Here is a 26205-nt window from a genome sequence, read left to right on the forward strand (position 1 = left end):
GAGCACGGCCGCGACGCACGCGTCGACCTGCGCCGGCGCGACCGGTGGCAGCGCGGCATAGCTGCGCGCCACGCGCTCGGCGAGCGCCGCGTCGGCCGCCTCGTCGTGGGAAGACGGGAACGGCAGTTCCCGGGACTCAGACATGACTCGACTCCACGAGGAGCCACGTCGTCGCGGGTGCGACGCTCATCGCTCCTCCAAAAGATCCGGCAACGTGCCCAGCAGCGCCCGCAAGCGTTCGCTGCCGCGTTTCACGCGCATTTTCAACGCCGATTCGCCGGCCCCGGTCATCGCCGACATCTCCGAGTACTCGAGCCCTTCGGCGTACTTCAGCAGCAACGCCTCGCGCTGTTGGGGATCCAACTGCGCGAGCGCCTTGATCAGCGCCGCATCCTCCACGCCCGCCGACACCCCCGGGGGCGGCGCCGGCGCCGTATCGAGCGCCGTGTCGTCCTGCACAAAGCGCCGGGTCCGACGACCGCGAGAGGTCTGCGCGTTTCGACACTGGTTCGTCAGGATGCGGAACAGCCAGCCGCGGAACTGGTCACGTTCGTCGTACCGGCCGATCGCGAGATAGGCCCGCAGGAACGTGTCCTGCACCACGTCTTCCGCATCCGCGCGTTCTCCGAGCATGTGGTAGGCGAACCGCCAGCACGCGTCGTAATACCGCGCGACCAGCGTTCCGAAGGCGTCCGGCTCTCCGGCACGGGTCCGGGCGACCAGTTCCGCGTCGGTCATCGATGAAACAACAGCGGAAACAGGCAATCCGTCACCTGAACCGCTGGTAACGGATTCCCGCACGGGACGCCCCACATGGGCCGGGCGGTCCGATCGGTATCGGACCCGGCGGCGGTTAGCCGACGCTCAGGCGCCAAGGCTGCCGAGGGTCAGCAGCAGGGTCATCGTGACGAACAGCGCCGTGGCCATCCGGTTCACGCCCCCCAGCCGCTGCATGAGCGCCGCGTCTTCGGCGGGCTCGAGATCCTGATGGGCCACGAACACCGTCGCTGCCCGGGCCCGACGGAACAGGAACCAGTTCGCCGTCCCACCAGCGGCGATCGCCGACGACAGGTTCACCGCCCCCATCATGGTGAGCAGCCACTGGTTCTCGGGCTTGAGCAGATCGGCCATGGTATTGGGCACGGTCGCGTCCGTCAGCAGCCGCAGGGCGATGCTGGGCACCAGGAAGAAGATCGCAAACGGGAAGTACAGCTTGCGATACAGGAACCACGCCGACGGCAGCATGATCTGCACGACCGCGGCACTCCAGTTCCAAGTGGGCACGAACGTGGGGTCCTCGAGGAACGGCGCGAGCTTGCGCCGGTACGTGGACTCCCACTTGGCCCCGACGTACGCCGCCAGTCGGGCTTCGGTGATGGGCGAACCGGAGGCCTGCTGCTGCGCCCGGCGCGCCCAGCGCGGGAGTTCCGGCTCAGGAGACGGGGTGGAGGGCTCCGCTTGTTCCCGGGGCTCGGCGTCGCGGTCGCGGGCGGGATCGTGATCCGGTGGGAGCGACGTCATGCGGACGCCCCCGTGCGCGCGGCCGGCTGCTGCTGGGACAGGCAGTGCAGGGTGCCCAGCCCCCACACGAGATCCACGGCGTTGATGCCGATGACCGCGTGGTGCGGGAGCAGCTCCGCCAGGATGTTCAAGGCCACGCGATCGTTGCGGTCGTTGAACGTTGGCACGAGGCACACGCCGTTGCCGAGGTAGAAGTTCGCGTAGCTCGCCGGCAGGCGCATGCCGTCCATGATCACCGCGCGCGGATAGGGCAGCGTCACGACCCGCAGGCGTTCACCGCGCGCGTCGGTCGCCGCCTGCAAGCGATGCAGGTTGTCGAGCGAGCGCGCGTGATTCTCGTCGGCGGGGTCTGCTTCATGCGCCAGCACGACCACGCCAGGCGCCACAAAGCGCGCGATGTCGTCCACGTGGCCGTGCGTGTCATCGCCCACGCACCCTTCACCGAGCCAGATGGTCTTGGTGATGCCGAGGTAGTCGTGAAACGCCCGTTCATAATCGGCGCGCGTGTAGCCCGGATTGCGGACCTGCACGTCGCTCAGCAGCCACTCCTCCGTGACGAGCATCGTGCCGAGGCCATCGGTCTCGATGCCGCCGCCTTCGAGAATGAGCGGTTCGCCGGTGTCGTGACGCACCGCGCGCACGAGCGGCAGGCCGGTGACCTGTGCCATGCGGGCGGGGACGTTCGCGTCGAGCGCGTAGTTGTCGTACTTCGCCCACGCGTTGAAGCCCCACTGCACGAGCGCCACCGAGCCATCGGCGCGCTGCACGGCCGTGGCGCCCGAGTCGCGCAACCAGACGCGATCGGTGGGTTCGAGATGCAGGCGGTAGCGCGCCTCGTCCACGCCGTGCAGCGTGAGGCACTCGCGCGCCTCGGCCATCACCGCGTCGGAGTGACAGAGAATCTCGACGCGCTGATACGGGGCGAGCGCGCGCACGATCTCCGCATACACCCACGGGATCGGCCCGAACTTGCCGGGCCAATCCGGCTCATGATGCGGCCAGCCGATCCAGACGGCGTCCTGCGCTTCCCACTCCGCGGGCCAACGGACCGCCGGTGCCTGCCCTGTCGCGTGCATATCCTTCCAAAGCGAGTGAACCCATCCAGCGGCCGCCGCGAGCAGTTGCGCCTGGCCGCCGGTTGGGTCGGGGGAACTCATCACGACCCCAACCAGCGATTCAGGATCGGCCCGTACGCGTCGATGCGCCGGTCACGAAGGAACGGCCAGTTGCGCCGCGTCTCCTCGATCAGCGCGAGATCGCAATCGGCCGTGAGAATCGCCGGCTCGGTGCCCGCCTGCGCGAGGTAGCGGCCGAACGGATCGCAGATGAACGACTGTCCGAAAAACTCCAGACCATCGGTGCCCGGTTCCGGTTCAAAGCCCACGCGATTGGGCGACGCCACGAACACGCCGTTGGCGATCGCATGCGCGCGCTGCGCCGTGCGCCACGCATCCACCTGCGCCTCGCCGAACGTCGCCTTCTCGGCCGGATGCCAGCCGATCGCCGTGGGGTCGAACAGGATCTGCGCGCCGAGCAGCGCGGTGATGCGCGCACCCTCGGGGTACCACTGATCCCAGCAGATCAGCACGCCGATCGTGGCGTACTTGGTCTTCCAGACGCGGAAGCCGTTGTATCCCGGATGCCGGTCCTGCCGCTGATCGCCCGTGACGTCGCCCGGGGCGAAGTAGTACTTCTCCTCGAAGAGCGGATCGTGCGGGATGTGCATCTTGCGATAGGTCCCCAGCACCGACCCATCGGCGTCGATCACCGTCGCCGAGTTGCGGTACAGCCCCGGCGCCTCGCGCTCGTAGTAGGGCACGACGATCACGACGTCGAGTTCCTTCGCGAGCGCCTGAAAGGTCTGCACGATGGGCCCGTTGGCCGGCTGCGCGATATCAAAGCGCTCCGGCTTCACGGTCTTGCAGAAGTACGGCGCGTTGAAGAGTTCCTGCAGACAGATGACCTTGGCGCCCTGGCTGGCGGCACTGCGCACGCGCGCCACGGCCCGGGTGACGTTGGCCTCGAGGTCGTCGGACGCGGTGTCCTGGACGATACCGATTTTGACGATGGGGGACATGGGGGAAAGATAAGCAACCCATAACCCAACACCTAAAACCCGAAACCCAGAACTGATCCGTTCTGGGTTTCGGGTTTTAGGTCGTGGGTTTCGGGTTCCTGCGACGGCGCGGTGCCGTCTCGGGCGCTGCCTCCAGCAACGGCCCCAGGTATCCCACCAGTACGCGTCGCAGTTCATCCAGCATCCCCTTCTTGTCGCTCACGAGCGCGCGGGCGCGGAGGAGGCCCTGGCCGATCGTGGCGGCCACGAGCGCGGCGCGGCGGCGGTCGCGATTGGCGAGCTGCGGATTGCGCGCGGCGAAGAGCACGTCGAGGCGATCGACGAAGCTTTCGAAGAGCTGCGAGCGCAGGCGCGACGGAGCCGATCGGGTGTCGTCGGTGGGGCCTTCATGGCTCGCGAAGACGCGGCGGAATGCCGGGTTGCGGTCGTGAAATTCGGCGAGCGGACGCACGATGCGATCGATGAGCTGCTCCAGCGGCAGCTCGTGCGCATCGAGCGGAAAGGCGCGCTCGTGAATGGCGCGCATCTCATCGGCGTAGCGCAGCGCGAGGCCGGCGATCACGGCGTCGCGGTTGGGGAAGAACTGGTAGAGCGATCCCTTCGCCGTCCGCGCCTGCTGGGCGATCGCTTCGGCCGTGGCGCCCTCCAGGCCGTGCTCGGCGATGACCGCCGCGGCCGCATCGAGCAGCAGCTCGACACGCTTCTGGCCGCGGCTCTGCCGGGGGCGGCGACGGAAGGCGTCGGGCGAGTCGGCGGCCGGTTCGGCGGCGGGCGCGCCGGTTGGCTCGGCCGGGGTTGGGGCGGCGTCGGGCGGGATCGGCGCGGCGGCCGGTCGGCGGGGAGGCATGGGGGGAGGATAGGGTGACGACCGCCACTTGACAATGTGACGCTACCGTCAAGATTGAACGGTGTTAGGTCATGACGCTCTGTTAGGTTATGACGATGGCGTCGCATTTGTGCGACTCCGAACCCGACCCTCATCCGAGTCTCTCCGCCGATGCCTCGTTCCCTGCGCTTCCTCGCGGCCGCCACCACGGCGGTCGTCCTCGCCGCCTGCGCCTCCGCCGCCAAGCCGGCCGTGGGCGCCCAGAACGCCGTCCCGACGGCCGCCCAGACGTCCATCACGAACGCCATCGACGCGCTCAACGCGCCGTTCGTCGCCTCGGCCAAGTCGAAGAAGTTCTACCCGGCGGCCTGCAGCACCGTGAAGCTCATCAAGCCGGCCGATCGCGTCGGCTTCGCGTCGGTGAAGGACGCCGAAGCGGCGGGGTTCGCGAAGGATGCGTACAGCACGGACTGCCGCTACTAAAACCCGAAGACCCCAAACCCGAAGACCCCGAACTCCCAACTGATCAGTTTGGGGTTCGGGGTCTTCGGGTTTGGGGTGAACGGGTTACCCCCGGATCAGCACGCCCACCACGTCCATCACATTCGTCCCCGTGGGCCCGGGCTTGAGCAGCGCTTCGGCGGCCTCGAGGGCGTACCACGAGCGGCCGTTGAGCAGGTCGTCGTCGGGGGAGCGGCCGTGGCGTCGCGCGAGGGCGGGGACAGCGGCGTCCACGATCGCGCCGGCGGCATCCGTGGGGCCGTCGCGGCCGTCGGTACCGGCGGCGAGCACGGTGATCTGCCAGCCGAACGGATCGCCCTTCGCGGCGGCGGCTTCGAGTTGCAGCGCGGCCGACAGCGCCACCACCTGCATGCGACCGCCGCGCATCGGATCCGACATCGCCACGGGGGGTGGCGGCTCCTCGAGCACGTCCACCAACAGCTGCGCTTCGTAGGCGCGCTCCATCGACGCGTGCTCGAGGGCGAGCAGATGCACGACCGGCTCGCCGCCACTGACCAGCAGCGCGCGATGCCCCTTGGGGAGTGAGGGCGCCAGCGCGAGCGCCCGCTGCGTCAGCGCGAGCCCCACGGCGTCCGCTTCGCCTTCGATCGGCTGCTCGTCCACCAGCACCGTCTCGATGCCGAGCTGGGTGGCGGCGCGCGCCATGGCCGCGGTCGCGGCCCGATTCCCCGAGACCACCTCGTACTGCACGCGCGCGAACGCGTCGTGCGTCGGCGCCGGTACCGCGGGCGGCGCGGTGGTCCCGTACACGCCCAGCGCCTCGGCTTCCTCGCGCGACAGCTGATCGCGCAGCCCGTGCGCATCGATGAGCGCCAGGAACGTCGCGTCATCGAAGGGATCGGAAGAGCAGGGGCCGGAGCCGATCACGGCCGGATCGTCGCCGATGACATCGCTGATCGCGAACGCGCCGATGTGCGCCACGCCGCGATGCGCGAGTTGGACCGCGAGGCGACCGGCGCCAAAGCGCAGCAGGCGCCGGCGGATGGCGTTCATTTCGTGGATGGCGAGCCCACTGCCCAGCAAGGTGCTCGCGAGGTTTGCCACGACGGTCTGTGCGCGATCGGCGTCGCCCACCCGCTGCGCGAGCGGCGCAATCGGCGCCGCGCACAGCGCCGTCGTTCCGCCGGAGATGAGCACGACTGCCAGATCGCCGGGCTCGATGTCGAGCAGGGCGTCATCGATCGCATCGGCCGCATCCAGTGAGGCCGGGCCGGGTACCGGATGATCGCCGCGCAGCACGCGCAGGCTGGTCGGCTTGGTCACGCCGAACCAATCGGCCGGCCCCGGATCATGTGCCGCCACAACCACGCCGCCCACGATCGTGACGCCCGTCTCGCCCAGCGCCGCGAGAGCGCCGGCGGTCATGGCGGGCGAGGCCTTGCCCGTCGCGATGACATGCACGCGCGTCCCGGCGGCGACGTGGTGCGCGCGGCACCAGCGCGCGACCGCGTCCCGCGTGCAGGGAAACGGCGCCGCGCCCTGCACCGCCGCGTCGTACAACGCGGCGAGCAGGGCGCGGGTGTCCTTCAGCGTACTCGACATCTCGAACGTCCGCGAACGATCGCGGACTTACTTCGTGCCGGCGGCCTTCGTGATCGCCGTGCCGAGTTCCGCGTACGCATCCTGCGACATCTGCAGGAACGGCGTCGCGACATACGCGATCTTGCCGGCCGGATCGATCACGTACAGGAAGCGCTTGTGGTATCCCGTGCCGGCGCTCGCGCCGTAGGCCACGCCCACCTTGCGATCGACATCGGCGGCGAAGTGGAACGGGAACTTGGCGTCCACCGCCCACGACGTCAGCGCGCTGTCGGGATCGACGCTCACGCCCACGAGCGTCACCTTCTTCCCGCCCTTGAACACATCCGCGTACTTGTCGCGGTAGTTCTCCATCTGCATGGTGCAGCCGCTGGTGCGGGCCTTCGGGAAGAAGGCGAGGATGATCGTTTCGCCCTTATGCTCGGAGAGCTTGAACGGCTTCTTCTCGAGACCGGCCGAGGTGACCCAGGGCACGGTGAAGTCGGGCGCGGCGTCGCCGACCTTGAGCGGGGACGGCGCCGGGGCCGGCGTGCCCTGCGCGGCCGCGAACGACGGAGCAAGAACCAACGTGGCCGCGGCCACCGCGGCACGAACCAGCGACTTCGACATCAGCATGCAGGACTCCTGAAGGAGTTCGAATGGGAGGGAACCGCGAGAACGCTACTGGACGGAGGCTGTCGCCGCTACCGGACGGGGGGTGACCTCGCCGGAGGACAACGGGGCGACGCCACCGGGCGGTTTCCGTGATCCTCCTCTCGAAAACCGACTCGCACGAGCGTTTGAGACGCTGGCACGACCCCTGCCCTTGATGGGGCCTGACGGCGGCGCATTCAGCCCGCCCGGACGGCATCTCCGTCACTGAGGAGCAGACCATGAACACCCGTCGTTTGTTCCCGCACGCCCCGCCGATTTCGGCCCGCTGGGCGGCGGTCGTGCTCGTCCCGCTCGCGTTCGGCGTGCTGACCGCGTGCGGGCGGTCGTCGGTCGATGAGCAGCTCAAGGCCGATCTGCTCGCGGCGTCGCAGGCCCCCGCCAACCGCGCCCAGTTCGCAAGTCCGGCGGAACTCGGGTATCCGCCGGGGTATGCGCCCATGCCGAATGGCTATGCCCCCGCGCCGTCGGCGGGGTATCCGCAGCCCTATCCGTATCCGCAGGGGTACCCGCCGCCGTATCCGCAGGCCGGGTATCCGCAGCCCTATCCGGCGCCGCGTCCGCAGGTGGTGTACGTGCCGCAGCGCACGAGCACCGTCCGCACGTCGAGTGGCGGTGGGTCGGGCAGTGGGAGCGGCAGCGGTGGCTACGGCACCGGCAGCGGGGGCGCGGGGCGCACCAATACGCAGAAGGGCGCGGTGATCGGCGCGGCGACCGGTGCCGCCATCGGGGTGATCTCGTCGCGCGACAAGGCGAAGGGGGCTGCCGTCGGGGCCCTCGGTGGGGCGGTGCTCGGTGGCCTCATCGGCCACCAGGTACGCACGCCGCAATAACGCGGACGTAGCACGGTGGGGAAGCGGCTGTTACGCCGCTGTTAGACACAGACATGAACCTTCCAAGCAGGTTGGTGTCTGAAGGATCGTCGGGTGAAGAGTTGGTGCAGGTGACGGACACGCTTCGTGGAGGGGGCGTGGGCAACATTGCGACCCGGCGTCTCGTGATTCGGCATGAGACGACCGGGTCGTGGTGTATCCACCCCGGCCGATCGTGTGGCTAGATCACGACGCGCAACGCTGCCGGCCGCACGCGCACGCTCACGACCGGGCCCACCGCCTGGCAGAGTTCTCCATCGGCCTCGAAGATGGGTGGCGCATCGAACTCCAGCGTGAAGGCCGTTCCGCGCTGCACGCTCACGTGCCGCGAGCGCACGTGGGTCCCGCGGGTCGCGCCGGCAAAGAGGGGCAGCCGGGCGAGCGCCGCCACATCGCCGATGTCGATGATATCCAGGGCCCCGTCGTTCACCGATGCATCGGGCGCAATGTGGAAGGCGCCACCGAACCACCGGCCATTCGCCACGACGGTCATGAGGCGCCGCTGCGTGATCGTCCGCTCGGCGGTGGTGCCGATGGCGAGTGCCGCGCGAAAGCCGCGATAGCCAAAGAGCGCGCCAAGCGCGGTGAGTACGTACGCCGCGGTGCCGCTGAGCCGGGACGGCTGCTGCATCCGACGCAGCACCTCCACGTCAAAGCCAAAGCCGGCCGCATTCACGAACGGCACATCGTCGATATATCCGACATCGATCACCTTCGTGGCCCCCCGCCCGACGCGGGCGGCCATCGCGCTCACGTCGTGGGCGGGTGTCCCGAGCGTTTTGACGAAGTCGTTGCCGGTGCCCGCCGAGAACACCGCGAGCGCCGCTTCCGCGTGGGCCGACTCCGAACGCGCGTCGAGGAGACCATGCGCCGCGTGATGCACGGACCCGTCGCCCCCGACCACCGCGAGCACGCGGGCGCCGAGCTGCGCGGCCTCGCGCGCAAGGCGCCGTTCGTCACCGGCGCGGGCCGTTTCCACGCGACGCACCGTTCCGTAGGCGCCGAGGGCACGCTCGACCTCGTTCGCACGATGCGCGGCGCGGCCTTGGCCCGCGGCCGGATTCACGAGCAGGGTGATCACGCGTTCAGAGAGAGGGGCGGGCGGGGCGAACGGTCGCACCCTGTGACACTGGGCACCGGAGCGGTGAGGGAAATCGCGCCGACCGGTGCGCTGGGTCACGGACACCGGACGGCGGCTTCATCAACTTACTCAGCGACGCGGCGGCAGGCGCCAGCGTGCTCCGATGCCGGTGCCGCCCGCCCGCGATGACTTGATCGGGAGACACTCATGACGATGACGACCAAGACTGCGCCGTCCACGCGCGCAGCGCTCGCCACCGCCACGCTGGCGATCCTCGCGGCCTGCGGTGACGGCACCGCGCCCAATGCCTCCGGTCAGGTGGGCGTGGGCTTCCAGTTGGCCACCAACTCGCTCTCGGCGGCCGCGCTGAGCGCGTCCGCCGGCGTGTCGACCACGACCGGTGTGACGGTGAACGCGACCGACGCCGGACTGACGATCGAGCGCGGCACCGACAAGATCGTCGTGACCAAGGCCCAGCTGGTGGTGCGCGACGTCAAGCTCAAGACCGCCGTGGCCACCTGCGTGGATGACGACGACAGCAGCAGCGATGTGGCCGCCAGCAAGAGCAGCAGCGGCAGCAGCAGCGACAAGAGCAGCAAGAGTTCGTCCGATGACGACGATGATTGCCCGACGATTCGCGTCGGGCCATTCCTCGTGGACATGCCGGTCTCCGGCGCCGACGCGGGGCGAGTGAGCGTCGCGGTCCCCGAAGGGACGTACTCCAAGGTCCGTCTCACGATTCACAAGGTCACCAGCAGCGACTCGGCGGATCTGGCCTTCCAGAAGGCCAACCCCGACTTCCGCGACATCAGCGTGCGCCTGGTCGGCACGTACAACGGCACGCCGTTCACCTTTGTGAATGACGTCGAGGCCAAGCTCAACGTGCCGCTCACGGCGCCGCTCAGCATCAAGGCCGGCGGCGACAACGTGACGGTCACACTCGATCTCGCGCCGTGGTTCGTGAATCCGGCGGGGGGGCTGTACAACCCGGCCGACGCGAACGTGTCGGGCAGCGTGCGCGCCAAGGTGCAGAACGCCATTCGCTCGGCCTTCCGTGCCTTCCGCGACAAGAACCGCGACGGCAAGGAAGACTGACCGTGTCTCGCGAGCAGGCGTTTCACGAAACGATTCGCGTCTACCTCTCCGCCGAGGATGCCGCGCTGCTCGAACGGCTGGCCATCGAGACCGGCCTGACCAAGACCGATGTGCTGCGCCGCGGGCTGCGCGCCCTCGCGCAGAAGCGCTTTGAAACGCAGCCGCTCCGCCGCTTCCTCACCGAAGCGGCGCAGGGCGACTGGCCCGCCGGCATCGCCGAAGTGCGCGACGACGTGGCGGGGTGACCGCACGCAGGGCCCACGGGTGAGCGGACCAACCGGGGGAGCAGGGCGTCCGAAGTGCGGAGGGGCATGACGGACGCAATACGGGGGCGTAGCGGCAGGGATGCCGTTACGCCCCCGTATCGTGTGGGGCTGTGCTGCGCGGCTCGATTACTTCGCGACCAGACTCCGCAGCACGTACGGCAGGATGCCGCCGTTCTTGTAGTACTGCATCTCTTCCGGCGTGTCGATGCGGCACCGCGCGCTGAACTGCTTCACCGAGCCATCCGACGCCGTGGCCTTCACCGTGAGCGTGGCGCGTGGCGTCAGGCTCTCGCTCAACCCCTCGATGTCGTAGGTCTCGAAGCCCGTGAGACCGAGGCTCTGCCGCGTTTCGCCGTTCACGAACTCGAGCGGCAGCACGCCCATGCCCACCAGGTTCGAGCGGTGAATGCGCTCGAAGCTTTCGGCGATCACCGCGCGCACGCCGAGCCGCATCGTGCCCTTGGCCGCCCAGTCACGGCTCGAGCCCGTGCCGTACTCCTTGCCGGCGATGACGATCTGCGGCACGCCGGCGGCCTGACGGGCCATCGACACATCGTAGATCGCTTCCGGCTCGGCGCCGGGCGCGGTGGCCGTCCACCAGCCTTCCTTGCCGCCGGTGAGTTCGTTCTTGAGGCGGATGTTCGCGAACGTGCCGCGCATCATCACCTCGTGGTTGCCGCGCCGCGCGCCGTACGAGTTGAAGTCCTTCTTCTCGACGCCGAGGCTGTTGAGATACTTCCCGGCCGGGCTCGCCGCCGCGATGGAGCCGGCGGGGGAAATGTGGTCGGTGGTGATCGAGTCACCGAACATACCCAGCACCTTGGCGCCGGCGATCGGGCGAATGCCCGGCGGCGTCATGGTCATGCCGTCGAAGTACGGCGGGTTCTTCACGTAGGTGCTGTGGCCATCCCACGCGTACTGATTGCCGGTGGGCGCCGCGATCTCCTGCCAGTACTTGTCGCCCTTGAAGACGTCGGCGTACTGCGTGGTGAACTGCTCACGCTTCACGCTTTCGAGAATGGTGTCCTCGACTTCCTTCGGACTTGGCCAGATGTCCTTGAGGAACACGGGGCCATCCGTGCCCATGCCGAGCGGCTCGGTGGCGAGGTCGATGTCCATGCGACCAGCCAGCGCGTACGCCACCACGAGCGGCGGGCTCGCGAGGTAGTTGAAGCGCGTCTGCGGGTTCACGCGCCCCTCGAAGTTGCGATTGCCCGAGAGGACCGCCGCCACGTTGAGCTTGCCCGTGTCGATCGCTTCGCTGATCTCGGTGGGGAGCGGACCCGAGTTGCCGATGCACGTCGTGCAGCCGTAGCCGACCACGTTGAAGCCGAGTGCATCGAGGGAGCTCATGAGCCCGGCCTTGTGGAAGTACTCGGTGGCAACCTTGGAGCCCGGTGCCAGCGAGGTCTTCACCCAGGGCTTGGTGGTGAGCCCCTTGGCGACCGCCTTCTTCGCCAGGAGGCCAGCCGCGAGCATCACGCTCGGGTTGCTGGTGTTCGTGCAGCTCGTGATGGCGGCGATGACCACCGCGCCATCATGCAGCTCGAAGTGCTGCCCCTTGTAGGTCACGTTCTGCGCCGTGCCCACGCCCGTCGCCGCATGCTGCGCGGCCACGGCTTCGGCGTACTTGGCCTTGCTCTCCGAGAGCGCCACGCGATCCTGCGGGCGCTTGGGGCCGGCGAGGCTCGGCACCACCGTGCTCAGGTCGAGTTCGAGCGTGTCGGTGAAGACCGGGTCCGGCGTGTCGTCGGTGCGGAAGAGCCCCTGCGCCTTGCAGTAGGCTTCCACCAGCGCGACCTGCTCGTCGCTGCGGCCGGAGAGGCGCAGGTACTTGAGCGTTTCGGCATCGACCGGGAAGAAGCCCATCGTGGCACCGTACTCGGGCGCCATGTTGGCGATCGTGGCGCGGTCGGCGAGCGCGAGGCTCGAGAGCCCCGGGCCGTAGAACTCGACGAACTTGCCGACGACCTTCTTCTTGCGGAGCATCTCGGTGCAGGTGAGCACCAAGTCCGTGGCGGTGGCGCCCGCGGGGAGCTTGCCGTGCAGCTTGAAGCCGATGACTTCGGGGATGAGCATGCTCACCGGCTGGCCGAGCATGGCGGCTTCGGCTTCGATACCACCGACACCCCAGCCCAGCACGCCGAGGCCGTTGATCATCGTGGTGTGCGAGTCCGTACCCACGAGCGAATCGCAGTAGGCGAGCGTCTCGCTGCCGTCCTGCGCCGTGAACACCACCTGCGCCAGGTACTCGAGATTCACCTGATGGCAGATGCCGGTGCCCGGCGGGACTGCGCGGAAGTTGCGGAGCGCCGTCTGGCCCCACTTGAGGAACTGGTAGCGCTCGCCGTTGCGCTCGAACTCCAGTTCGGTGTTGAGCAGCAGGGCGGCTTCGCTGCCGTATTCATCCACCTGCACCGAGTGGTCGATTACGAGGTCGACCGGCTGGAGCGGATTGATCTTCGTCGGGTCGCCGCCGAGCGCCACCATGGCGTCGCGCATCGCGGCCAGGTCCACCACGCAGGGGACGCCGGTGAAGTCCTGCAGGAGGACGCGGGCGGTGCGGAAGGCAATTTCCTGGTCGACCGGCGCCTTCACGTTCCAGCGCGCGAGGGCCTCGACGTCGGCCTTCTTCACGAAGGCATTGTCCTCACCGCGGAGCAGGTTCTCGAGGAGAACGCGGAGGGAGAAGGGGAGCGACTTCGCCGTGGAGCCCGCGAGGCCATCGAGGGCGTCGAGACGGAAGTACGCATACTGACGGTCGCCCACCTTCAGGGTGGAGCGGCTGCCGAACGAATTGGGATGCGACATGCGGGGGGAGTGTCCTGCGCGCGCCCACCCCTCGGGCGGCCACGCGCGTTCGGTGCGGAGCCACTCATCGCGCCGTGGCGCCCCCCGCGGGAGCGCCCGGTACCGACGAGGCTACCGGGTAATATCGGCGGGTGCACCGAAATTCGCTGCTGGGCGGTATCCGGCTGTAAGGATCTGGCCGAAAGGGCTGTCCCCCCGTGGGGGCCGAGGCCCCCGACGCCCTCAGCGCGCCAGCGGCAACCGCACCGTGAACTCGGTCCGACCGGGCTCCGAGGTCACGGCGATCTCCCCGTCGTGCTGCTTGATGAGGCGGCGCACGATATCGAGGCCGAGCCCTGACCCCTGGCCGACCCCCTTGGTGGTGAAGAACGGGTCGAACATGCGCCGCTGGACCTCGGGCGGGATGCCGGCGCCGTTGTCCACCACCCGCACCACCAGGGCGGTGGGCTCGCCACTGGCGGACACCGTCACCCGGCCTCCCATCGGCACCGCGTCGAGCGCGTTGTCGATGAGGTTCATCCACACCTGATTGAGCTCGGCGCCCACGGCGTGCGCGCGGGGCAGGTCGTCGGGCATGTGGACCTCGACCTGCGCCTGGCGGGCCCGCGTCTTGGCGGCCAGCATGACCAGCGTGTCGTAGACGCCCTGCCGGATATCCACCGGCTCGGGGCGCGGGGCGTGGTCCATGAAGGTGAAGCCCTTCACCGCGCCCACGAGCCCGTGGATGCGGGTGGCGGCCGTCTCGATGTCGCCGGAGAGCATGCGCACGTTGCAGCCGGCGGCCATCCACTTGAGCACGACGTTGAGCACGTCGCCCGGCGCAACGGCCGCAAGCGCGTCGAGTGCCTCGATCGTCACGGCCGTTTCGGAGAGCGGCCCCGCACAGCGCTCATCGGCATCATGGTCGGCGAGCCAGTCGGCGAGTTCGTCCTCGCGGTCCGAGCGGCCGAGTGCCGAACGCATCATGGTGGGCGCCGCGCGCAGGCACATCGCGCGTATCTCATTAATGCGCGCCAGCTGCGCCGGCGTGAGGCCGGCCGCGCCCAGTTTGCGCGCCGCCTCTTCACTCACCGCGATGCTCTCGGTGAGCAACTTGGCACCGCGCACCACCGCTGACGCGGGATTGTTGAGCTCATGCGCGAGCCCCGCCGCCAGCTTGCCGAGGGAGATGAGCTTGTCATCGCGCAGGTCGGCCTGCGTGAACTGCCGGGCGCGGTCCACCATGGAGTGCACGCAGAACGCGGTCAGCTCGGGGCATTCGCGCGTGAGCTCGGGGAACAGGGCGCGATCGATGGTGAGCATGTCGGCCTCGGCCTCCACCACCACATCGTTGGGCGGCGTGGCCCCGCGCGAGTAGGGCATCGTGCCCCCGATCTCGCCCGCCTGCCACTCGAACACCTTGTGCATGCCGGCGCCGCGGTCCACGCGAATGACGAGGTGGCCGCGAAAGAGCACGAACATCCGGATGGCTTGTTCGCCCTTCCGGGTGATGACATCGCCCAACGCGTGCGCTTCGCGCACCCCGTGGGCCGCCAGCCAGGCGCGCTCGCTGGGGGGCAAGGCGCCGGTGGCACGATGCGCGGCGAGCTGTTCGTCGAGATCGGAGGCGATGGATTCGGGCGTCATGGGCTCAGACCGTCCGCAGATAGCGGTGCACTGAATACACGGCCGCAGAGCCTTCGCCCACGGCGGCGGCTACGCGGCGATTGGCGCCTGAACGGACGTCGCCGGCCGCAAACACCCCGGGCATGCTGGTTTCGAACGCATACGGCTCGCGTGGCAGCGGCCACGCCTTTGGCTTGCCGAACTCCCGCGGCAGATCGGCGCCGGTGGCAATGAAGCCCGAGTCGTCGCAGACGAGCGTACCGGTGAACGCCTCGGTGTGCGGCTTCACGCCGATGAAGATGAACATCCCTTCCACAGCGAGCGGAGTCACGGCGCCGGTCTTCACGTGGGTGAGCTCGATCCCCTCGAGGGCGCCGGTCCCGGTCACGGCCGACACTTCGACTTCCGCGATCACGTCGATGTTCGGCGTCGCGCGAATGCGATCGACGAGATACTGCGACATCATGGGGGCGAGATCCGGAGCGCGTAGCACCACGGTGACTTTCCGCGCATAGCGGGAGAAGAACAGCGCGCCCTGTCCGGCGGAGTTGGCACCACCGATCACGCAGATGTCGCGTCCCTTGTACCGCGCCGCTTCGGTCATGGCCGCGCCATAGTAGACACCCACGCCATGGAACGCCTCGAGCCCCGGCGTAGGCAGCCGCCGCGCACTCATCCCGGTGGTGATGACCACGGTGTACGTCGTGAGCTCAGTGCCGTCGGCGAGGGTCACGACGCGATACGGGTCCTCTCGGCGGAGCCCCACCACTTCCTGCCCCGTGAGGAGCTCGGCGCCGAAGCGTCGTGCCTGCGCACTCGCGCGCTGGGCGAGATCGGCACCGGTCACGCCAGCGGGGAAGCCGAGGTAGTTCTCGATCATGGAGCTCGTTCCCGCCTGGCCGCCCGGCGCCTGCCCCTCGATGACCACGGTGCGCAGCCCTTCCGAGGCGGCATAGACCGCGTTGGCGAGCCCGGCGGGGCCGCCTCCAACCACGACCACGTCATAGAGTGGCCGGGCGGCTTCGGTCTGCATCCCGGCCTTGGCCGCGAGCTCCACCGACGAGGGCGCGACGAGATGCGAGCCATCGGGGAAGAGGATCAACGGCAGGCGCGTGAGGTCACCGGCCAACTGCGTCGCGAGGGCGCGTGCGACCGCGTCCTGATCGAGATCGACCCACTCGTACGCGACGCGATTGCGAGATAGAAACTCCTTGGCTTCGAACGACTGCGGCGACCACTGCGAGCCCAGAATGCGAATGCCTTCGAACGCCGGGGTGACCTGCGCCCGCCATTCGGCGAGCAGATCGTTGAGCACGGGGAAGAGGCGCTCCTCCGGCGGATCCCACGGCTTCATGAGGTAGTGATCGAGCCCGACGCTGTTGATGCCGGCGATCGCCACGTCGGTATCGGCGTAGGCGGTCAGCAGCACGCGCTTGGACTGCGGATGGATGGCGCGCACCTCGGCCAGAAACTCGATGCCCGTCATTTCCGGCATGCGCTGGTCGACCAGGAAGAGCGCGATGGGCGTGTTGCGGGTGGCGAAGGCGCGGGCCGCTTCCAGCCCTTCGGCGGGGGTTCCCGCCTTCACAATGCGATAGTCCGCGCGGTACTGCTGGCGCAGGTCGCGCTCGATCGCCGACAGCACCGCCAGATCGTCGTCAACCGCAAGAAAGACCGGCTTGGCCACGAAAAAAACCTCAACGTAGAGGGCAGGGGGACCAACATACGCCCCCGCCCCACACTACGCACTCGCGTCGAGTCGCTCCGCGACCACATCGCGCGCACACACCGGCCCCACCACGATCGCCTCAGTGGGGCAGCAGCGGGCGAGCGCCTGTTCGCGGGGGGAAAGCTCCTGTCTGGGTACCAGCGGTTCGGCCTTCCCATCGCGATCGAGGCGCACGAGGTCCGGATGGCGCGCCACGCACAGCGCGCAGCCGGTGCAGCGCTGGCGATCGATCTGGATGGCCATCTCCTCGCGCGGGAAGATGCCATCCGGGGCCGCGAGGACTTCGGGCAGGTGGCGCAGCGCGTCGCGGGTGGCGGTGTATCCCACTTCGAGCAGTTCATCGACATGCGCGAAGGAGAACCAGCCGATGTGCGCCACCTTGGGGCGGACCAGCAGGAGCGGTGGAGTGGACCAGCGCTCGAGCGCGGCCTGCTGCTGATGGTGCATCATCATGGTCGCCGCCCGCATGAAAATCGAGGCAAAGCCCTGCTCAGCCACTCCGCGGGCCACCGGGACATCGGCGATGCCGACATCGATGGCCACGAGCGCGTCCACCGACAGGCCGGCAATGGCGATGGGGAGATTGTCGGTGGTGCCGCCGTCGATGCACACGCGATCGCCCACCACGCCGGGCGGAAAGAAGCCGGGGAGCGCGCAGCTCGCGTAGATGGCATCACGTACCGAGACCGCCGTCAGCCCCGGCGTGCCGAAGACTAGCGGCGTGCCGCGCTCGAGATCGACGGCGGTCACCAGCAGCGGCGTGGGCAGATCCTCGAAGGTGCCCGGCTGCACCAGTTCATCGGCCAGCGCGCGCAGCGGGGCCTCGAGGTAGATGGAGCGCGACAGCATGCGCTCCATCAGCATCCCCATGTGATTGATGCGGAAGAGGTCGCGGCGCCGAAAGCGGCGGGCGCGTTCGGTCATCTCGTCGAGCCCGCGCCCGGAGGCCGCGGCGGCGGCGATCATGGCACCGATGCTCGTACCCGCGTACAGCGCCGGTCGGATCCCCGCCTCATGCAGGGCGCGCAAGGCGCCCACGTGGGCCATCCCCTTCAGGGCGCCCCCGCCCAACACGACCCCGATCCGGGGCCCATGCGTGCCGTTCATGCGGCTGTCATCTCGGTCAGTAGATTCCCCGTCATGCGCGTACTGCTGGTCGAAGATGATGACACGTTGCGCGAAAGCGCCACGGCGTTCCTCCGGGCCGCCGGATTTGCCGTGGATCCGGCGGCCACCGGCAAGATGGCACGCGAACTCGCGGCCGTCAGTCCGTACGACGCCGTGGTGCTCGACATCGGCCTGCCCGACGCGGATGGATATACCCTCTGCACCGCGTTTCGGGCCCGGGTCCCGGCGCCGCGCATCCTGATGGCCACCGCGCGTGATGCGGTGGAGGACCGCATCACTGGATTGGATATCGGCGCCGATGACTACTTGGTAAAGCCGTACGCGCTGGGGGAGCTGGTCGCGCGTGTGCGGGCGCTGCTGCGACGCCCGGATCATGCGGCGCCGGTGCTGCTGCAGGTCGAGGACCTCCTGCTCGACCCGGCCACGCGGGAGGCGCGGCGGGGCGACCGGCTCATCCCGCTGACGACCAAGGAGTTCGCCGTGCTCGTGGTGCTCATGCGCGCCCCGGGACGCGTACTGACCCGCGAGTTTATCGGCGAACACGCCTGGGACGACAACTTCGACCCCGGGAGCAACGTCATCGACGTGTACATGGCGCGGCTGCGGAAGAAGGTCGACGCCGCCGGCGAAGAGCCGCTTATCGCCACGGTGCGAGGAGCGGGCTATCGTCTCGGTCCGCCGCCGTCGCGCCGGATCCTGCGGTGAGCGGGCGATGAGCCCAACCGCTCGTGCTGAGGTCAGCCGGCCGCGCATCCGCCTGCGCTTCACCGCGCTCTATGCGGCGACGCTGCTGGTGGTGCTGCTGTCGGCCGCGCTGATCGCCCGCTTTGCCATTCGCCGCACGCTCGAGCAGGAGTTCGAGAACTCCGTGCGCAGTTCGGCCGGGCTGGTCAGTCAATTCTTCCGGACGGAAGTGGCCGAGTATCGCACCACCGAGGCGACGCTCGCCCACATTATGAGTGAGCTGGTCTTCGAAGATCGGGCCATCCGCATCATTCAACCCGACGGCCGCATCTTCCGCGGTGGTCGCGCAGCACGGCCGCGCCCGCATCTCGACCTGGGGGAGATCCGGTCGGTCCGCTTCCCCCTCGACGAAGCGCTGGCGCCGGGGTGGAAGGTGGAGATCGATGCCAATCTGTCCAGCACCCACGCGCTGCAGCATCGCATCGATCAGTGGCTGGGGATTGGTATCCCGCTCTTCGTGCTGACCGCCGCCATCGCCGGCTGGTGGTTGACCGGACGGACGCTGCGACCGGTGGGCGCCATGGCCGACGCCGCGGCGCGCATCGCGCCGGCCAGCGGCGCGCGGCTCCCCATCGACAATGCCGACGACGAACTGGGGCGGCTCGGCGCGCGCTTCAATGCGCTGCTCGACCGGCTCGACGGCGCGCTCACGCAGCAGCGACAGTTTCTCGCGGACGCGGCGCACGAACTGCGCACGCCGATCGCGCGGATTCGCGCGCGGGTAGAGGTGTCACAGCTCCAGTTGCAGCAAGCGCGCGCTGGTGGGGCGGACATCGATCCGCAGCGCCTCGCCACGCTCGCCGCGCTCGACGACGAGCTGCGCTCGGTGTCGCAGCAGGTGGAGCAGCTGCTCCAGCTGGCGCGCGCGGATGCGGCGGGTGATGAGGGCACCGTGGAACTCGCCCCCTGCTACCTCGACGATCTGGTGGCCGATGAAACGCCGCGCTGGCAGCCGCAGGCCGCGCATCTGGGCATCACGCTCGCGTTCGATGACCTCGAGGAAACGCCGATCGTGGGCGATGACACGCTGCTGCGTCGCCTGCTGGGCGTACTGCTCGACAACGCCCTGCGCTACACGGCTGCCGGCGGGCACGTTCAACTGCGCGTGCACCCCGAGGGGCGCTTTGCCCGACTCGATGTGGACGACGATGGGATGGGCGTGCCCCCCGCCGAGCGTCCGCGCATCTTTGATCGGTTCTTCCGCGGCGCCGAGGCGCGCGCCAAGCGCGCCGATGGCAGTGGGTTGGGGCTCGCGATCGCGAGCTGGATCGTGCGGCGGCATGGGGGCCGCGTGGCCGTGGGCGAGAGCCCGCTCGGGGGCGCACGGTTTACCGTGCACCTCCCGCTGCGCTCAGCAGACCGGCAGGTCGCGTCGGGGCACGAAGTATGACCGCGCACTCGGCTGCGGCTGCATCGCGCGGCGCCACGCGTCGCGGAGCGTGCGCAGGCACTGCGCCGCGGCCACGAAATCGTGCACATCCACCGATTCTTCGCACCATGCATAGAGCGCATCGAAGCTGCGCGAGGCGGCGGAGTCGAGATCGAGCGCACAGCGCAGCACGCTGATCGCTTCGCGCGCGCCCCGCTGGTCGAAGGCCTCGCAGGCGTTGATGGCGCGATCGTACGCCCGCACCAGCCGGGCGAGAGGGTCGCTCGACGGGCGATCGGCGTCGATCACCACTGGAGTAAAGACAGGCGTCGGTACGGGCACGGCGGGTGGAGCTGAGGTCACCTGAATGGCGCTGAGCTTCCGCGCCTCGTCTAGGGAGATCGGCTCGGGATTCTCGCAACTTGAATATTTGCCTCGACTTCGACGTGACAAAGCGCACGGAGCGTGCGGAAGTGACGGGCGCGCCGCGCGCGAAACGTCCCGTCCCCGGCCCCGGGGGTTCACGTTTGATTCATGATCCGGTGATAGGCTGCGAGCATGAACCCCCATTCAGTGCACTTCACCCGGCGGGTCGGTACTCCGCGCTGGCTGCCGGGCGTCCTGCTGGCCGTCCTCCTGACGGCCTCCGGTGCGAAGGCGCAGTCCCGTGCGCCGTCCGGTACGCCACGCGCCACCCCAACGATGGACCCGGCGGCGCTCGATCTGGCCAGCGCCCTCGCGACCGCTCGGCGGTCCGGCCCGCTGGCGGCCCTCGTGTCGGCGCGGCGTGATGTGGCGGTGGGCCGCGTCCGTGAGACGGCGCAATGGCCCAACCCGACGCTCGAATGGCGGCGCGAGAACCTCGCGAGCCCGCTCGCGCCAGACATCTTCGCCACCGCCTATATCCCCCTCGATATCACCGGGCGGCGGCTGGCGCTGCGCCAGTCCGTTGGCGCGGGCACGCTCCGCGCAACGGCCGATGCCGAAGCGGAGCGTCGGAACGCCGAGATCGAGGTGGCCCGCGCCTGGTTGCGCGCTGCCGTCGCCGACGGGCTCCGCGCGCTGGTGCAACGGCAGTATGACGCGCTGCGCGAGATCGCCGATGTCGATGCGCAGCGGTTGCGCGAAGGGCTCGTGGCAGAAGCAGTCGGGCTGCGCACGTCGCTCGAAGCCGACCGGGCGCGCGTCGCGGTGGTCTCGGCGAACGCCGAAGCATCGCGCGCTCGCGCCGAACTCGCGCGCCTGATGGGAGTCCGCGACGATTCCATCAGTACGCTGGCGCCGCTGATCGCGCCGACGTTGCCGGCACCACCTGATTCGCTGCTGGTGCGACGCGCGGCGCTGCGGCTCCGCCCGGAAGTGCAGGCGCGCGATGCGGCCGTGCAGGAAACCCAGCGGCGGCTCGCCGCCGAGCGGCGCGGTCTCTTCGGGGATCTGCAGCTGCAGGGTGGAACCAAGCAGACCGGCGGCTTTCAGACCGGGCAGATCGGATTCGGCATGCCGATGCCGTTCTTCAATCGCAACGGCGGCGCCCGCCAGCGCGCCGGTGGCGAAGCGATGGAAGCGCGCATTCTACGCGCCGATGTCGAGCGCGCCGTGAGCGGTGCGGTGAGTGCCGCCTGGCGCACCTACATGGACGTGCGCGCGGTGGCCCGCGATGCGGCGACGTTCGATGCCCGCGGTCGCGAGGTCTCGCGCATTGCGCGCGTGGCCTATCGCGAAGGCCATGTGACACTCACGGAACTGCTCGACGCCGAACGCGCGGCCTTCGACGCGATGCAGGCGCATCTGCGCTGGGCGGCCGACGCCTGGCTCGCGCGCCTTGAACTTGAACGCGCCATCGGCGCACGGCTCGACGCCGATGCCCCGTTGGACCTTCCTTTGCTCTCCACCGCGACCGCGCCGGGCTTCTGATCATGCGATTCACGTCTTCCTTCGCCCCCCTGGCGCGCGCCGCGGTGCTCCTCACGCTGGGCACCGCCTGCGGCAAGAGTGCTGATCAACCCGCGGTCGCAGCGGGTGCCGCTACCGGAGCTGCCCCTGCGCTGACCGACACCACCACCTTCTCCGCTGAAGCCGTGCGTATCGCCGGATTGACGGTCGACACGGCGCGTACACTCCCGTGGCAGACCACCGTCACCGTGCCGGGCCGCCTGATGCTCGACCCGCAGTCGCTCGAAACGATCGGCTCCATTGTGGAGGGGCGCATCACGCATACGCTGGTGCGCGTGGGTGATGTGGTGAAGCCCGGCCAGGTCCTCGTGCTCATTCACAGCCACGAGATCATGGACGCCCGAAGCGGCCTCGCGCGTGCCAAGGCCGCCGTCGCGGCTGCGGAAGCGGAGCGCGATCTCGCCATCTCGGCAGCTGATCGTGCCCATCGCCTGTTTGACGCGAAGGCCATGTCGCGCGCGGAGGTGGAGCGCGCCGATGTCGCCCGACGCGTCGCGCTGTCGGGCTACGATCAGGCCACCGCCGAACGGCAGCGGTATGAATCGCTCATCGAGCATCTCGTGGGCAGCGGGCCGATGCCGGCCGAAGCCGATGAGCATGACGTGCTCATTCGCACCCCGATCGCCGGCATCGTCACCGCTCGTGAGGCGCAGCCGGGTACCGTGGTGCTGCCGGGTACGCCGCTGGTCACGGTGGGCAGCACCGACCGCTTGCAGTTGCAGATGCACCTGGCGGAATCCGCGGCGGTGGGCGTGGCGGCGGGAAGCACGGTGCGATTCACGTTGACCGAGGACCCCACGGAGGTGGGCGAGGCGGTGGTGACCCGTGTGGCGCCCACGGTGGATACGCTCACCCGCACGATCGAGGTGATCGCCCAGCCGAAGGGCAAGAGCAAAGGGCGCGCCGAGTCGTTCGTGCAGGCCGAGATTCTGGGGCAGCATGGTACGCCGTCGCTGGTGGTGCCGGCGGCCGCGGTGCAGGCGCTCGACGGGGACACGGTGGTCTTTGCCGCCGAGCCGCGCGGTGCCGGCTTGTTCGTGAAGGCGATGCCGGTGCGGGTCGGCCGGCGCAGCACGCAGCGGGTGGAACTGGCGGCGGGCGTCGCTGAAGGCACGGCGGTCGTCGTGAAGGGCGCCGCCATCGCGAAGGCGGAGTTACTCAAGCGGCGCGCCGCCGGCGGCGGAGAGTAAGCGATGCGCACGCTCATCCACTTTGCGCTCAAGCGCAAAGGCGTCATCGTTGGGCTGACGCTCGGCCTGATGGCGGCCGGCCTCTATGCGCTGCAGCACGTGCCGTTCGACGCCTTTCCGGATCTCACCGGCACCCGGGTTGAAGTCATCACCGTCGCTCCCGGGATGGCCCCCGAGGAAGTCGAGCGGCTGGTCACGTATCCCATCGAAAGCACACTGATGGGCGTCCCCGGCGCCGAAGGGGTGCGCTCGGTGTCCAAGTTCGGACTGTCGCTCGTCACGGTGCCGTTCCCCGACAAGATGGACGTGTACTTCGCCCGGCAACTGGTCCAGCAACGCCTGAACGACGCCAAGGGCGCGCTTCCAGCCGGCGTGGAACCGGCGCTCGGGCCGGTCTCGACGCCGATGGGTGAGTTGTATCAGTATGTGCTGACGAGCGACTCGCTGTCGCTCACCGAGCTCAAGACCCTGCATGACTATGTCGTGCGGCCCCGCCTGCGCACCGTGCCCGGCGTCTCCGAGGTGAACTCGTGGGGCGGCCTCACCGAGCGCGTGGATGTCGAGGTCGATCCGGTCCGGCTTGCCGCGCGCCGGCTGAGCCTCACCGATGTCCAGCGTGCGCTGGCCAACAATACGCTCGCCTTCGGGGGCAGCTATCTGGAGCAGGGGGGCGAACGCTACACGCTGCGCGGCCTGGGGCGCGTGGAGAATGTGGCCGAGGTGGAGCGCGTGGTGGTCGGCTCGTATCTCGGCGCGCCGGTTCGGGTGGGCGATGTGGCACGCGTGAAGCTGGGAGCCCTGCCGCGCAACGGGGCGGTGACGAAGGATGGTGCCGGCGAAGTGGTCAGCGGCATGGTGCTCAAGCTGAAGGGCGCCGACTCCCGCCAGGTCATTGCCGATGTCCGCGCGCGCATGGAGGAGATCAAGAAGAGCCTCCCGAAGCATGTGACGGTGACCCCGTTCTACGATCAGACCGAGCTGGTGGCGCGAACCTCGCGGACGATCGTGAAGAACCTGATCGAGGGCGGCCTGCTCGTGATCGCGGTGCTCTTCCTCTTCCTGCGCAACGTGCGGGCGGCGCTGATCGTGGCGTCGGTGATCCCGATCTCAATGCTCATTGCCTTCATCGGCATGGCGCTCTTTGGCTACTCCGCCAACCTCATGAGTCTGGGCGCGCTGGACTTCGGCCTCATTGTGGACGCGTCGGTCGTCATGATTGAAAGCTTCATCCGCCGCATCGAGGCGCATCGGGACATGCACCGACTGGGGCTCTTTGAGCGAGCCGCGGTGGAGGTGGGGCGCCCGATCCTTTTCGGCATTGCGATCATCGTGGCGGTGTACATCCCGATTTTCACACTCGACGGGATGGAAGGGCGCATGTTCAAGCCGATGGCCTTCACGGTCGTCTGCGCCGTGCTCGGGTCGCTGCTGCTCGCGCTGACGTATGTGCCGGCGGTGTCGGCATGGGCCCTGCGCGATGGGGAAGCGGAGCCAGCGCCGTGGCTGGAGCGGCTCACGGCTCGCTATCGGCGGCTGCTCGATCGCGTGCTGGCGCGGCCGCTGCCCATTGTCGTCACGGCGGCCGTGGTCGTGGTGGTCTCCGTGTTCTCGCTGACGCGCATCGGTACCGAGTTCATGCCCAAGCTCGATGAAGGATCGATTCTGATCACGACGCGGCGCATGCCGAGCATCGATCTGGCCGACGCCACGCGCCTCTCCACGGCGGCCGAGCGCATTCTGCGCACGTTCCCGGAAGTCGTCACGGTGGTCACCAAGGAAGGGCGCCCGGATCTCGCGACCGAGGCGATGGGGCTCTTCGAAGGCGACATGTACGTGATCCTCAAGGACCGCAGCGAGTGGAAGACCGCGCACGACCGCGAGGGGCTCGTGGCCGCCTTCGATTCGGCGCTGGCCGTGGTGCCGGGGCTCGAGGTGTCGTTCACGCAGCCACTCGCGATGCGATTGGATGAAGCCGAGAGCGGCATCAAGACCGATCTCGGGGTGAAGGTGGTCGGCCCGAGCATCGAGCAGAACCAGGCGATCGCCGAGCGCATTCGGCGGATCATTGCGGGCGTGAGTGGCTCGGCTGACGTGGGCGTGGAGATCGCGGACGGCACCGGTCAGGTGCGGATGCAGATCCGACGCGAGGCGCTGGCACAGTACGGCGTGTCGGTGGCCGATGTACGCGATGCGATCGATCTCGCGATGGGATCGCAGACGGCCGCCGAGCTGATCGATGGCTTCCGCCGCGTAAGCATCGTGGTGACGCTCCCCGAGCCGTTTCGCGTGGACGCGGCGGCGATCGGCCGCCTGACGCTGCGCGCACCGGGTGGCGAGCTTGTGCCGCTGTCGGCGGTCGCGGAGATCCAGAGCACGACGGGCCCGGAGCTGATCGGGCATGAGGATGCGCAGCGCCGTTCGCTGGTGCTCAGCAACGTGCGTGGGCGGGACCTCGGCAGCTTCGTGCAGGAAGTGCGAACGCGGGTCGCAGCGGACGTCACACTACCGCCGGGCGTCTTTCTCGAGTGGGGTGGGCAGTATGAGAACCAGCAGCGGGCGATGTCCCGGCTCGCGATCGTCGTGCCCGCAGCGCTGCTGCTGATCTTCGGGTTGCTCTACCTGTCGTTCCGCTCCATTCCCCAGGCGGTGCTGGTCCTGTCGAACGTGCCGTTCGCCCTGGTGGGGGGCATCGCCGCGCTCTGGCTGCGCGGGCTCAATCTCAACCTGTCGGCGAGCATCGGCTTCATTGCGCTCTTCGGCATTGCCGTGCTCAACGGCGTCGTGATGGTGGAGCATCTCAATCATCTGCGGCACAGCGACCATCTCGATGATGCCACGGTGCTGGGGCGTGTGCGCCGTGGCGCCGCCGACCGGCTGCGCCCGGTCCTCATGACGGCGCTGGTGGCGAGCCTCGGGTTTGTGCCGATGGCGCTGTCCACCAGCCCCGGCAGCGAGGTGCAACGCCCGCTGGCGAGTGTGGTGATCGGCGGGCTGATCACCTCTACCGTGCTGACGCTGTTCCTGCTGCCCGTGCTCTACGCCTGGCTTGAGGCGCGCCGGCCGCACAAGGCGCACGCGCCGGCGGCGACTCCGGTGCCCGTGCCGGCGTGAGCCCGTGGCGGGTCCACCACCGCTGAATCAACGGCACGAAGGGCTGGATGGTCACGACGCAGCACGTCGTGTCCGTCCAGCCCTTCGTGCTCTCAATGCGACGGTGTGACGAGCG

The 26205-nt window shown here is 69.0% G+C and carries 22 protein-coding genes; 9 read left to right on the forward strand and 13 right to left on the reverse strand.

Annotation, left to right across the window (positions count from 1 at the left end; all coding sequences use genetic code 11):
• Positions 1-186: 186 nt before the first annotated feature.
• From K2R93_21045 to K2R93_21065, 5 genes are all read right to left on the reverse strand, one after another.
• Positions 187-738, reverse strand: a complete 552-nt coding sequence (locus tag K2R93_21045) for an RNA polymerase sigma factor (GenBank protein MBY0492338.1) — start codon at positions 736-738, stop codon at positions 187-189.
• A 126-nt stretch (positions 739-864) separates the two neighbouring features.
• A complete protein-coding gene (locus K2R93_21050) occupies positions 865-1521 on the reverse strand; it encodes a hypothetical protein (protein MBY0492339.1) in 657 nt (218 codons plus the stop codon).
• The gene (locus tag K2R93_21055) at positions 1518-2597 is read right to left on the reverse strand and encodes an agmatine deiminase family protein (protein ID MBY0492340.1); all 1080 of its coding nucleotides are present in this window, start codon (positions 2595-2597) and stop codon (positions 1518-1520) included. Before K2R93_21055 ends, K2R93_21050 begins: the two co-directional genes overlap by 4 nt.
• Before the next feature lie 80 nt (positions 2598-2677).
• Positions 2678-3598 carry a carbon-nitrogen hydrolase gene (locus K2R93_21060; GenBank protein MBY0492341.1) on the reverse strand — a complete coding sequence of 307 codons (921 nt, stop codon included), beginning with the start codon at positions 3596-3598 and terminating at the stop codon, positions 2678-2680.
• Positions 3599-3674: 76 nt separating this feature from the next.
• The gene (locus K2R93_21065; protein MBY0492342.1) at positions 3675-4445 is read right to left on the reverse strand and encodes a TetR/AcrR family transcriptional regulator; all 771 of its coding nucleotides are present in this window, start codon (positions 4443-4445) and stop codon (positions 3675-3677) included.
• 150 nt (positions 4446-4595) lie between these two features.
• Here K2R93_21065 and K2R93_21070 point away from each other — a divergent pair, with 150 nt between their 5' ends.
• A complete protein-coding gene (locus K2R93_21070; protein ID MBY0492343.1) occupies positions 4596-4907 on the forward strand; it encodes a hypothetical protein in 312 nt (103 codons plus the stop codon).
• A gap of 84 nt (positions 4908-4991) precedes the next feature.
• Here K2R93_21070 and K2R93_21075 read toward each other — a convergent pair whose 3' ends face one another.
• Positions 4992-6488 carry a DUF4147 domain-containing protein gene (locus tag K2R93_21075; protein MBY0492344.1) on the reverse strand — a complete coding sequence of 499 codons (1497 nt, stop codon included), beginning with the start codon at positions 6486-6488 and terminating at the stop codon, positions 4992-4994.
• 27 nt (positions 6489-6515) lie between these two features.
• Positions 6516-7100 carry a peroxiredoxin family protein gene (locus K2R93_21080; protein MBY0492345.1) on the reverse strand — a complete coding sequence of 195 codons (585 nt, stop codon included), beginning with the start codon at positions 7098-7100 and terminating at the stop codon, positions 6516-6518.
• A gap of 476 nt (positions 7101-7576) precedes the next feature.
• On the opposite strand from K2R93_21080, the gene K2R93_21085 reads away from it, so the two are divergent.
• Positions 7577-7969 (forward strand): hypothetical protein, encoded by a 393-nt coding sequence (locus tag K2R93_21085; GenBank protein MBY0492346.1) that lies wholly within the window; start codon positions 7577-7579, stop codon positions 7967-7969.
• 220 nt (positions 7970-8189) lie between these two features.
• On the opposite strand, the gene K2R93_21090 is transcribed toward K2R93_21085, so the two are convergent.
• Positions 8190-9089 carry a hypothetical protein gene (locus tag K2R93_21090; GenBank protein MBY0492347.1) on the reverse strand — a complete coding sequence of 300 codons (900 nt, stop codon included), beginning with the start codon at positions 9087-9089 and terminating at the stop codon, positions 8190-8192.
• A 213-nt stretch (positions 9090-9302) separates the two neighbouring features.
• Here K2R93_21090 and K2R93_21095 point away from each other — a divergent pair, with 213 nt between their 5' ends.
• Positions 9303-10184: a hypothetical protein gene (locus tag K2R93_21095; GenBank protein ID MBY0492348.1), complete on the forward strand. Its 882-nt coding sequence runs from the start codon at positions 9303-9305 to the stop codon at positions 10182-10184.
• A gap of 2 nt (positions 10185-10186) precedes the next feature.
• On the forward strand, positions 10187-10429 hold the full coding sequence (locus K2R93_21100; protein MBY0492349.1) for a ribbon-helix-helix protein, CopG family: 243 nt from the start codon (positions 10187-10189) through the stop codon (positions 10427-10429).
• A 147-nt stretch (positions 10430-10576) separates the two neighbouring features.
• Here the strand turns inward: K2R93_21100 and acnA are convergent, their stop codons facing one another.
• From acnA to K2R93_21120, 4 genes are all read right to left on the reverse strand, one after another.
• Positions 10577-13261: an aconitate hydratase AcnA gene (gene acnA, locus K2R93_21105; GenBank protein MBY0492350.1), complete on the reverse strand. Its 2685-nt coding sequence runs from the start codon at positions 13259-13261 to the stop codon at positions 10577-10579.
• A gap of 222 nt (positions 13262-13483) precedes the next feature.
• Complete coding sequence (locus K2R93_21110) at positions 13484-14887, reverse strand: hypothetical protein (GenBank protein ID MBY0492351.1); 1404 nt, start codon at positions 14885-14887, stop codon at positions 13484-13486.
• A gap of 4 nt (positions 14888-14891) precedes the next feature.
• A complete protein-coding gene (locus K2R93_21115; GenBank protein MBY0492352.1) occupies positions 14892-16553 on the reverse strand; it encodes an FAD-dependent oxidoreductase in 1662 nt (553 codons plus the stop codon).
• 54 nt (positions 16554-16607) lie between these two features.
• Positions 16608-17702 (reverse strand): patatin-like phospholipase family protein, encoded by a 1095-nt coding sequence (locus tag K2R93_21120; protein MBY0492353.1) that lies wholly within the window; start codon positions 17700-17702, stop codon positions 16608-16610.
• Between the two features lie 33 nt (positions 17703-17735).
• On the opposite strand from K2R93_21120, the gene K2R93_21125 reads away from it, so the two are divergent.
• A complete protein-coding gene (locus K2R93_21125; protein MBY0492354.1) occupies positions 17736-18428 on the forward strand; it encodes a response regulator transcription factor in 693 nt (230 codons plus the stop codon).
• 7 nt (positions 18429-18435) lie between these two features.
• A complete protein-coding gene (locus tag K2R93_21130) occupies positions 18436-19857 on the forward strand; it encodes a HAMP domain-containing histidine kinase (protein ID MBY0492355.1) in 1422 nt (473 codons plus the stop codon).
• Here the strand turns inward: K2R93_21130 and K2R93_21135 are convergent.
• The gene (locus K2R93_21135; protein ID MBY0492356.1) at positions 19819-20145 is read right to left on the reverse strand and encodes a flagellar protein FliS; all 327 of its coding nucleotides are present in this window, start codon (positions 20143-20145) and stop codon (positions 19819-19821) included. The genes K2R93_21130 and K2R93_21135 overlap by 39 nt on opposite strands.
• 249 nt (positions 20146-20394) lie before the next feature.
• Here K2R93_21135 and K2R93_21140 point away from each other — a divergent pair, with 249 nt between their 5' ends.
• The 3 genes from K2R93_21140 to K2R93_21150 are packed head-to-tail and all read left to right on the forward strand — an operon-like array spanning position 20395 to position 26090.
• Complete coding sequence (locus K2R93_21140) at positions 20395-21750, forward strand: TolC family protein (GenBank protein ID MBY0492357.1); 1356 nt, start codon at positions 20395-20397, stop codon at positions 21748-21750.
• Positions 21751-21752: 2 nt separating this feature from the next.
• Positions 21753-22979, forward strand: coding sequence for an efflux RND transporter periplasmic adaptor subunit (locus K2R93_21145; protein ID MBY0492358.1), 1227 nt, complete (start codon positions 21753-21755; stop codon positions 22977-22979).
• Between the two features lie 3 nt (positions 22980-22982).
• A complete protein-coding gene (locus K2R93_21150; protein MBY0492359.1) occupies positions 22983-26090 on the forward strand; it encodes a CusA/CzcA family heavy metal efflux RND transporter in 3108 nt (1035 codons plus the stop codon).
• Positions 26091-26205: the final 115 nt, after the last annotated feature.

Source organism: Gemmatimonadaceae bacterium, from assembly GCA_019752115.1.
Lineage (GTDB): Bacteria > Gemmatimonadota > Gemmatimonadetes > Gemmatimonadales > Gemmatimonadaceae > Gemmatimonas.

Bases quoted from the DNA above. Each gene is read 5' to 3' on its own strand.
- K2R93_21140 (MBY0492357.1), top strand. From the start codon at position 20,395: ATGAACCCCCATTCAGTGCACTTCACCCGGCGGGTCGGTACTCCGCGC.
- acnA (MBY0492350.1), bottom strand. From the start codon at position 13,261: ATGTCGCATCCCAATTCGTTCGGCAGCCGCTCCACCCTGAAGGTGGGC.
- K2R93_21075 (MBY0492344.1), bottom strand. From the start codon at position 6,488: ATGTCGAGTACGCTGAAGGACACCCGCGCCCTGCTCGCCGCGTTGTAC.
- K2R93_21050 (MBY0492339.1), bottom strand. From the start codon at position 1,521: ATGACGTCGCTCCCACCGGATCACGATCCCGCCCGCGACCGCGACGCC.
- K2R93_21085 (MBY0492346.1), top strand. From the start codon at position 7,577: ATGCCGAATGGCTATGCCCCCGCGCCGTCGGCGGGGTATCCGCAGCCC.
- K2R93_21110 (MBY0492351.1), bottom strand. From the start codon at position 14,887: ATGACGCCCGAATCCATCGCCTCCGATCTCGACGAACAGCTCGCCGCG.
- K2R93_21095 (MBY0492348.1), top strand. From the start codon at position 9,303: ATGACGACCAAGACTGCGCCGTCCACGCGCGCAGCGCTCGCCACCGCC.
- K2R93_21130 (MBY0492355.1), top strand. From the start codon at position 18,436: ATGAGCCCAACCGCTCGTGCTGAGGTCAGCCGGCCGCGCATCCGCCTG.
- K2R93_21080 (MBY0492345.1), bottom strand. From the start codon at position 7,100: ATGCTGATGTCGAAGTCGCTGGTTCGTGCCGCGGTGGCCGCGGCCACG.
- K2R93_21055 (MBY0492340.1), bottom strand. From the start codon at position 2,597: ATGCACGCGACAGGGCAGGCACCGGCGGTCCGTTGGCCCGCGGAGTGG.
- K2R93_21070 (MBY0492343.1), top strand. From the start codon at position 4,596: ATGCCTCGTTCCCTGCGCTTCCTCGCGGCCGCCACCACGGCGGTCGTC.
- K2R93_21065 (MBY0492342.1), bottom strand. From the start codon at position 4,445: ATGCCTCCCCGCCGACCGGCCGCCGCGCCGATCCCGCCCGACGCCGCC.
- K2R93_21145 (MBY0492358.1), top strand. From the start codon at position 21,753: ATGCGATTCACGTCTTCCTTCGCCCCCCTGGCGCGCGCCGCGGTGCTC.
- K2R93_21060 (MBY0492341.1), bottom strand. From the start codon at position 3,598: ATGTCCCCCATCGTCAAAATCGGTATCGTCCAGGACACCGCGTCCGAC.
- K2R93_21045 (MBY0492338.1), bottom strand. From the start codon at position 738: ATGACCGACGCGGAACTGGTCGCCCGGACCCGTGCCGGAGAGCCGGAC.
- K2R93_21125 (MBY0492354.1), top strand. From the start codon at position 17,736: ATGCGCGTACTGCTGGTCGAAGATGATGACACGTTGCGCGAAAGCGCC.
- K2R93_21120 (MBY0492353.1), bottom strand. From the start codon at position 17,702: ATGAACGGCACGCATGGGCCCCGGATCGGGGTCGTGTTGGGCGGGGGC.
- K2R93_21150 (MBY0492359.1), top strand. From the start codon at position 22,983: ATGCGCACGCTCATCCACTTTGCGCTCAAGCGCAAAGGCGTCATCGTT.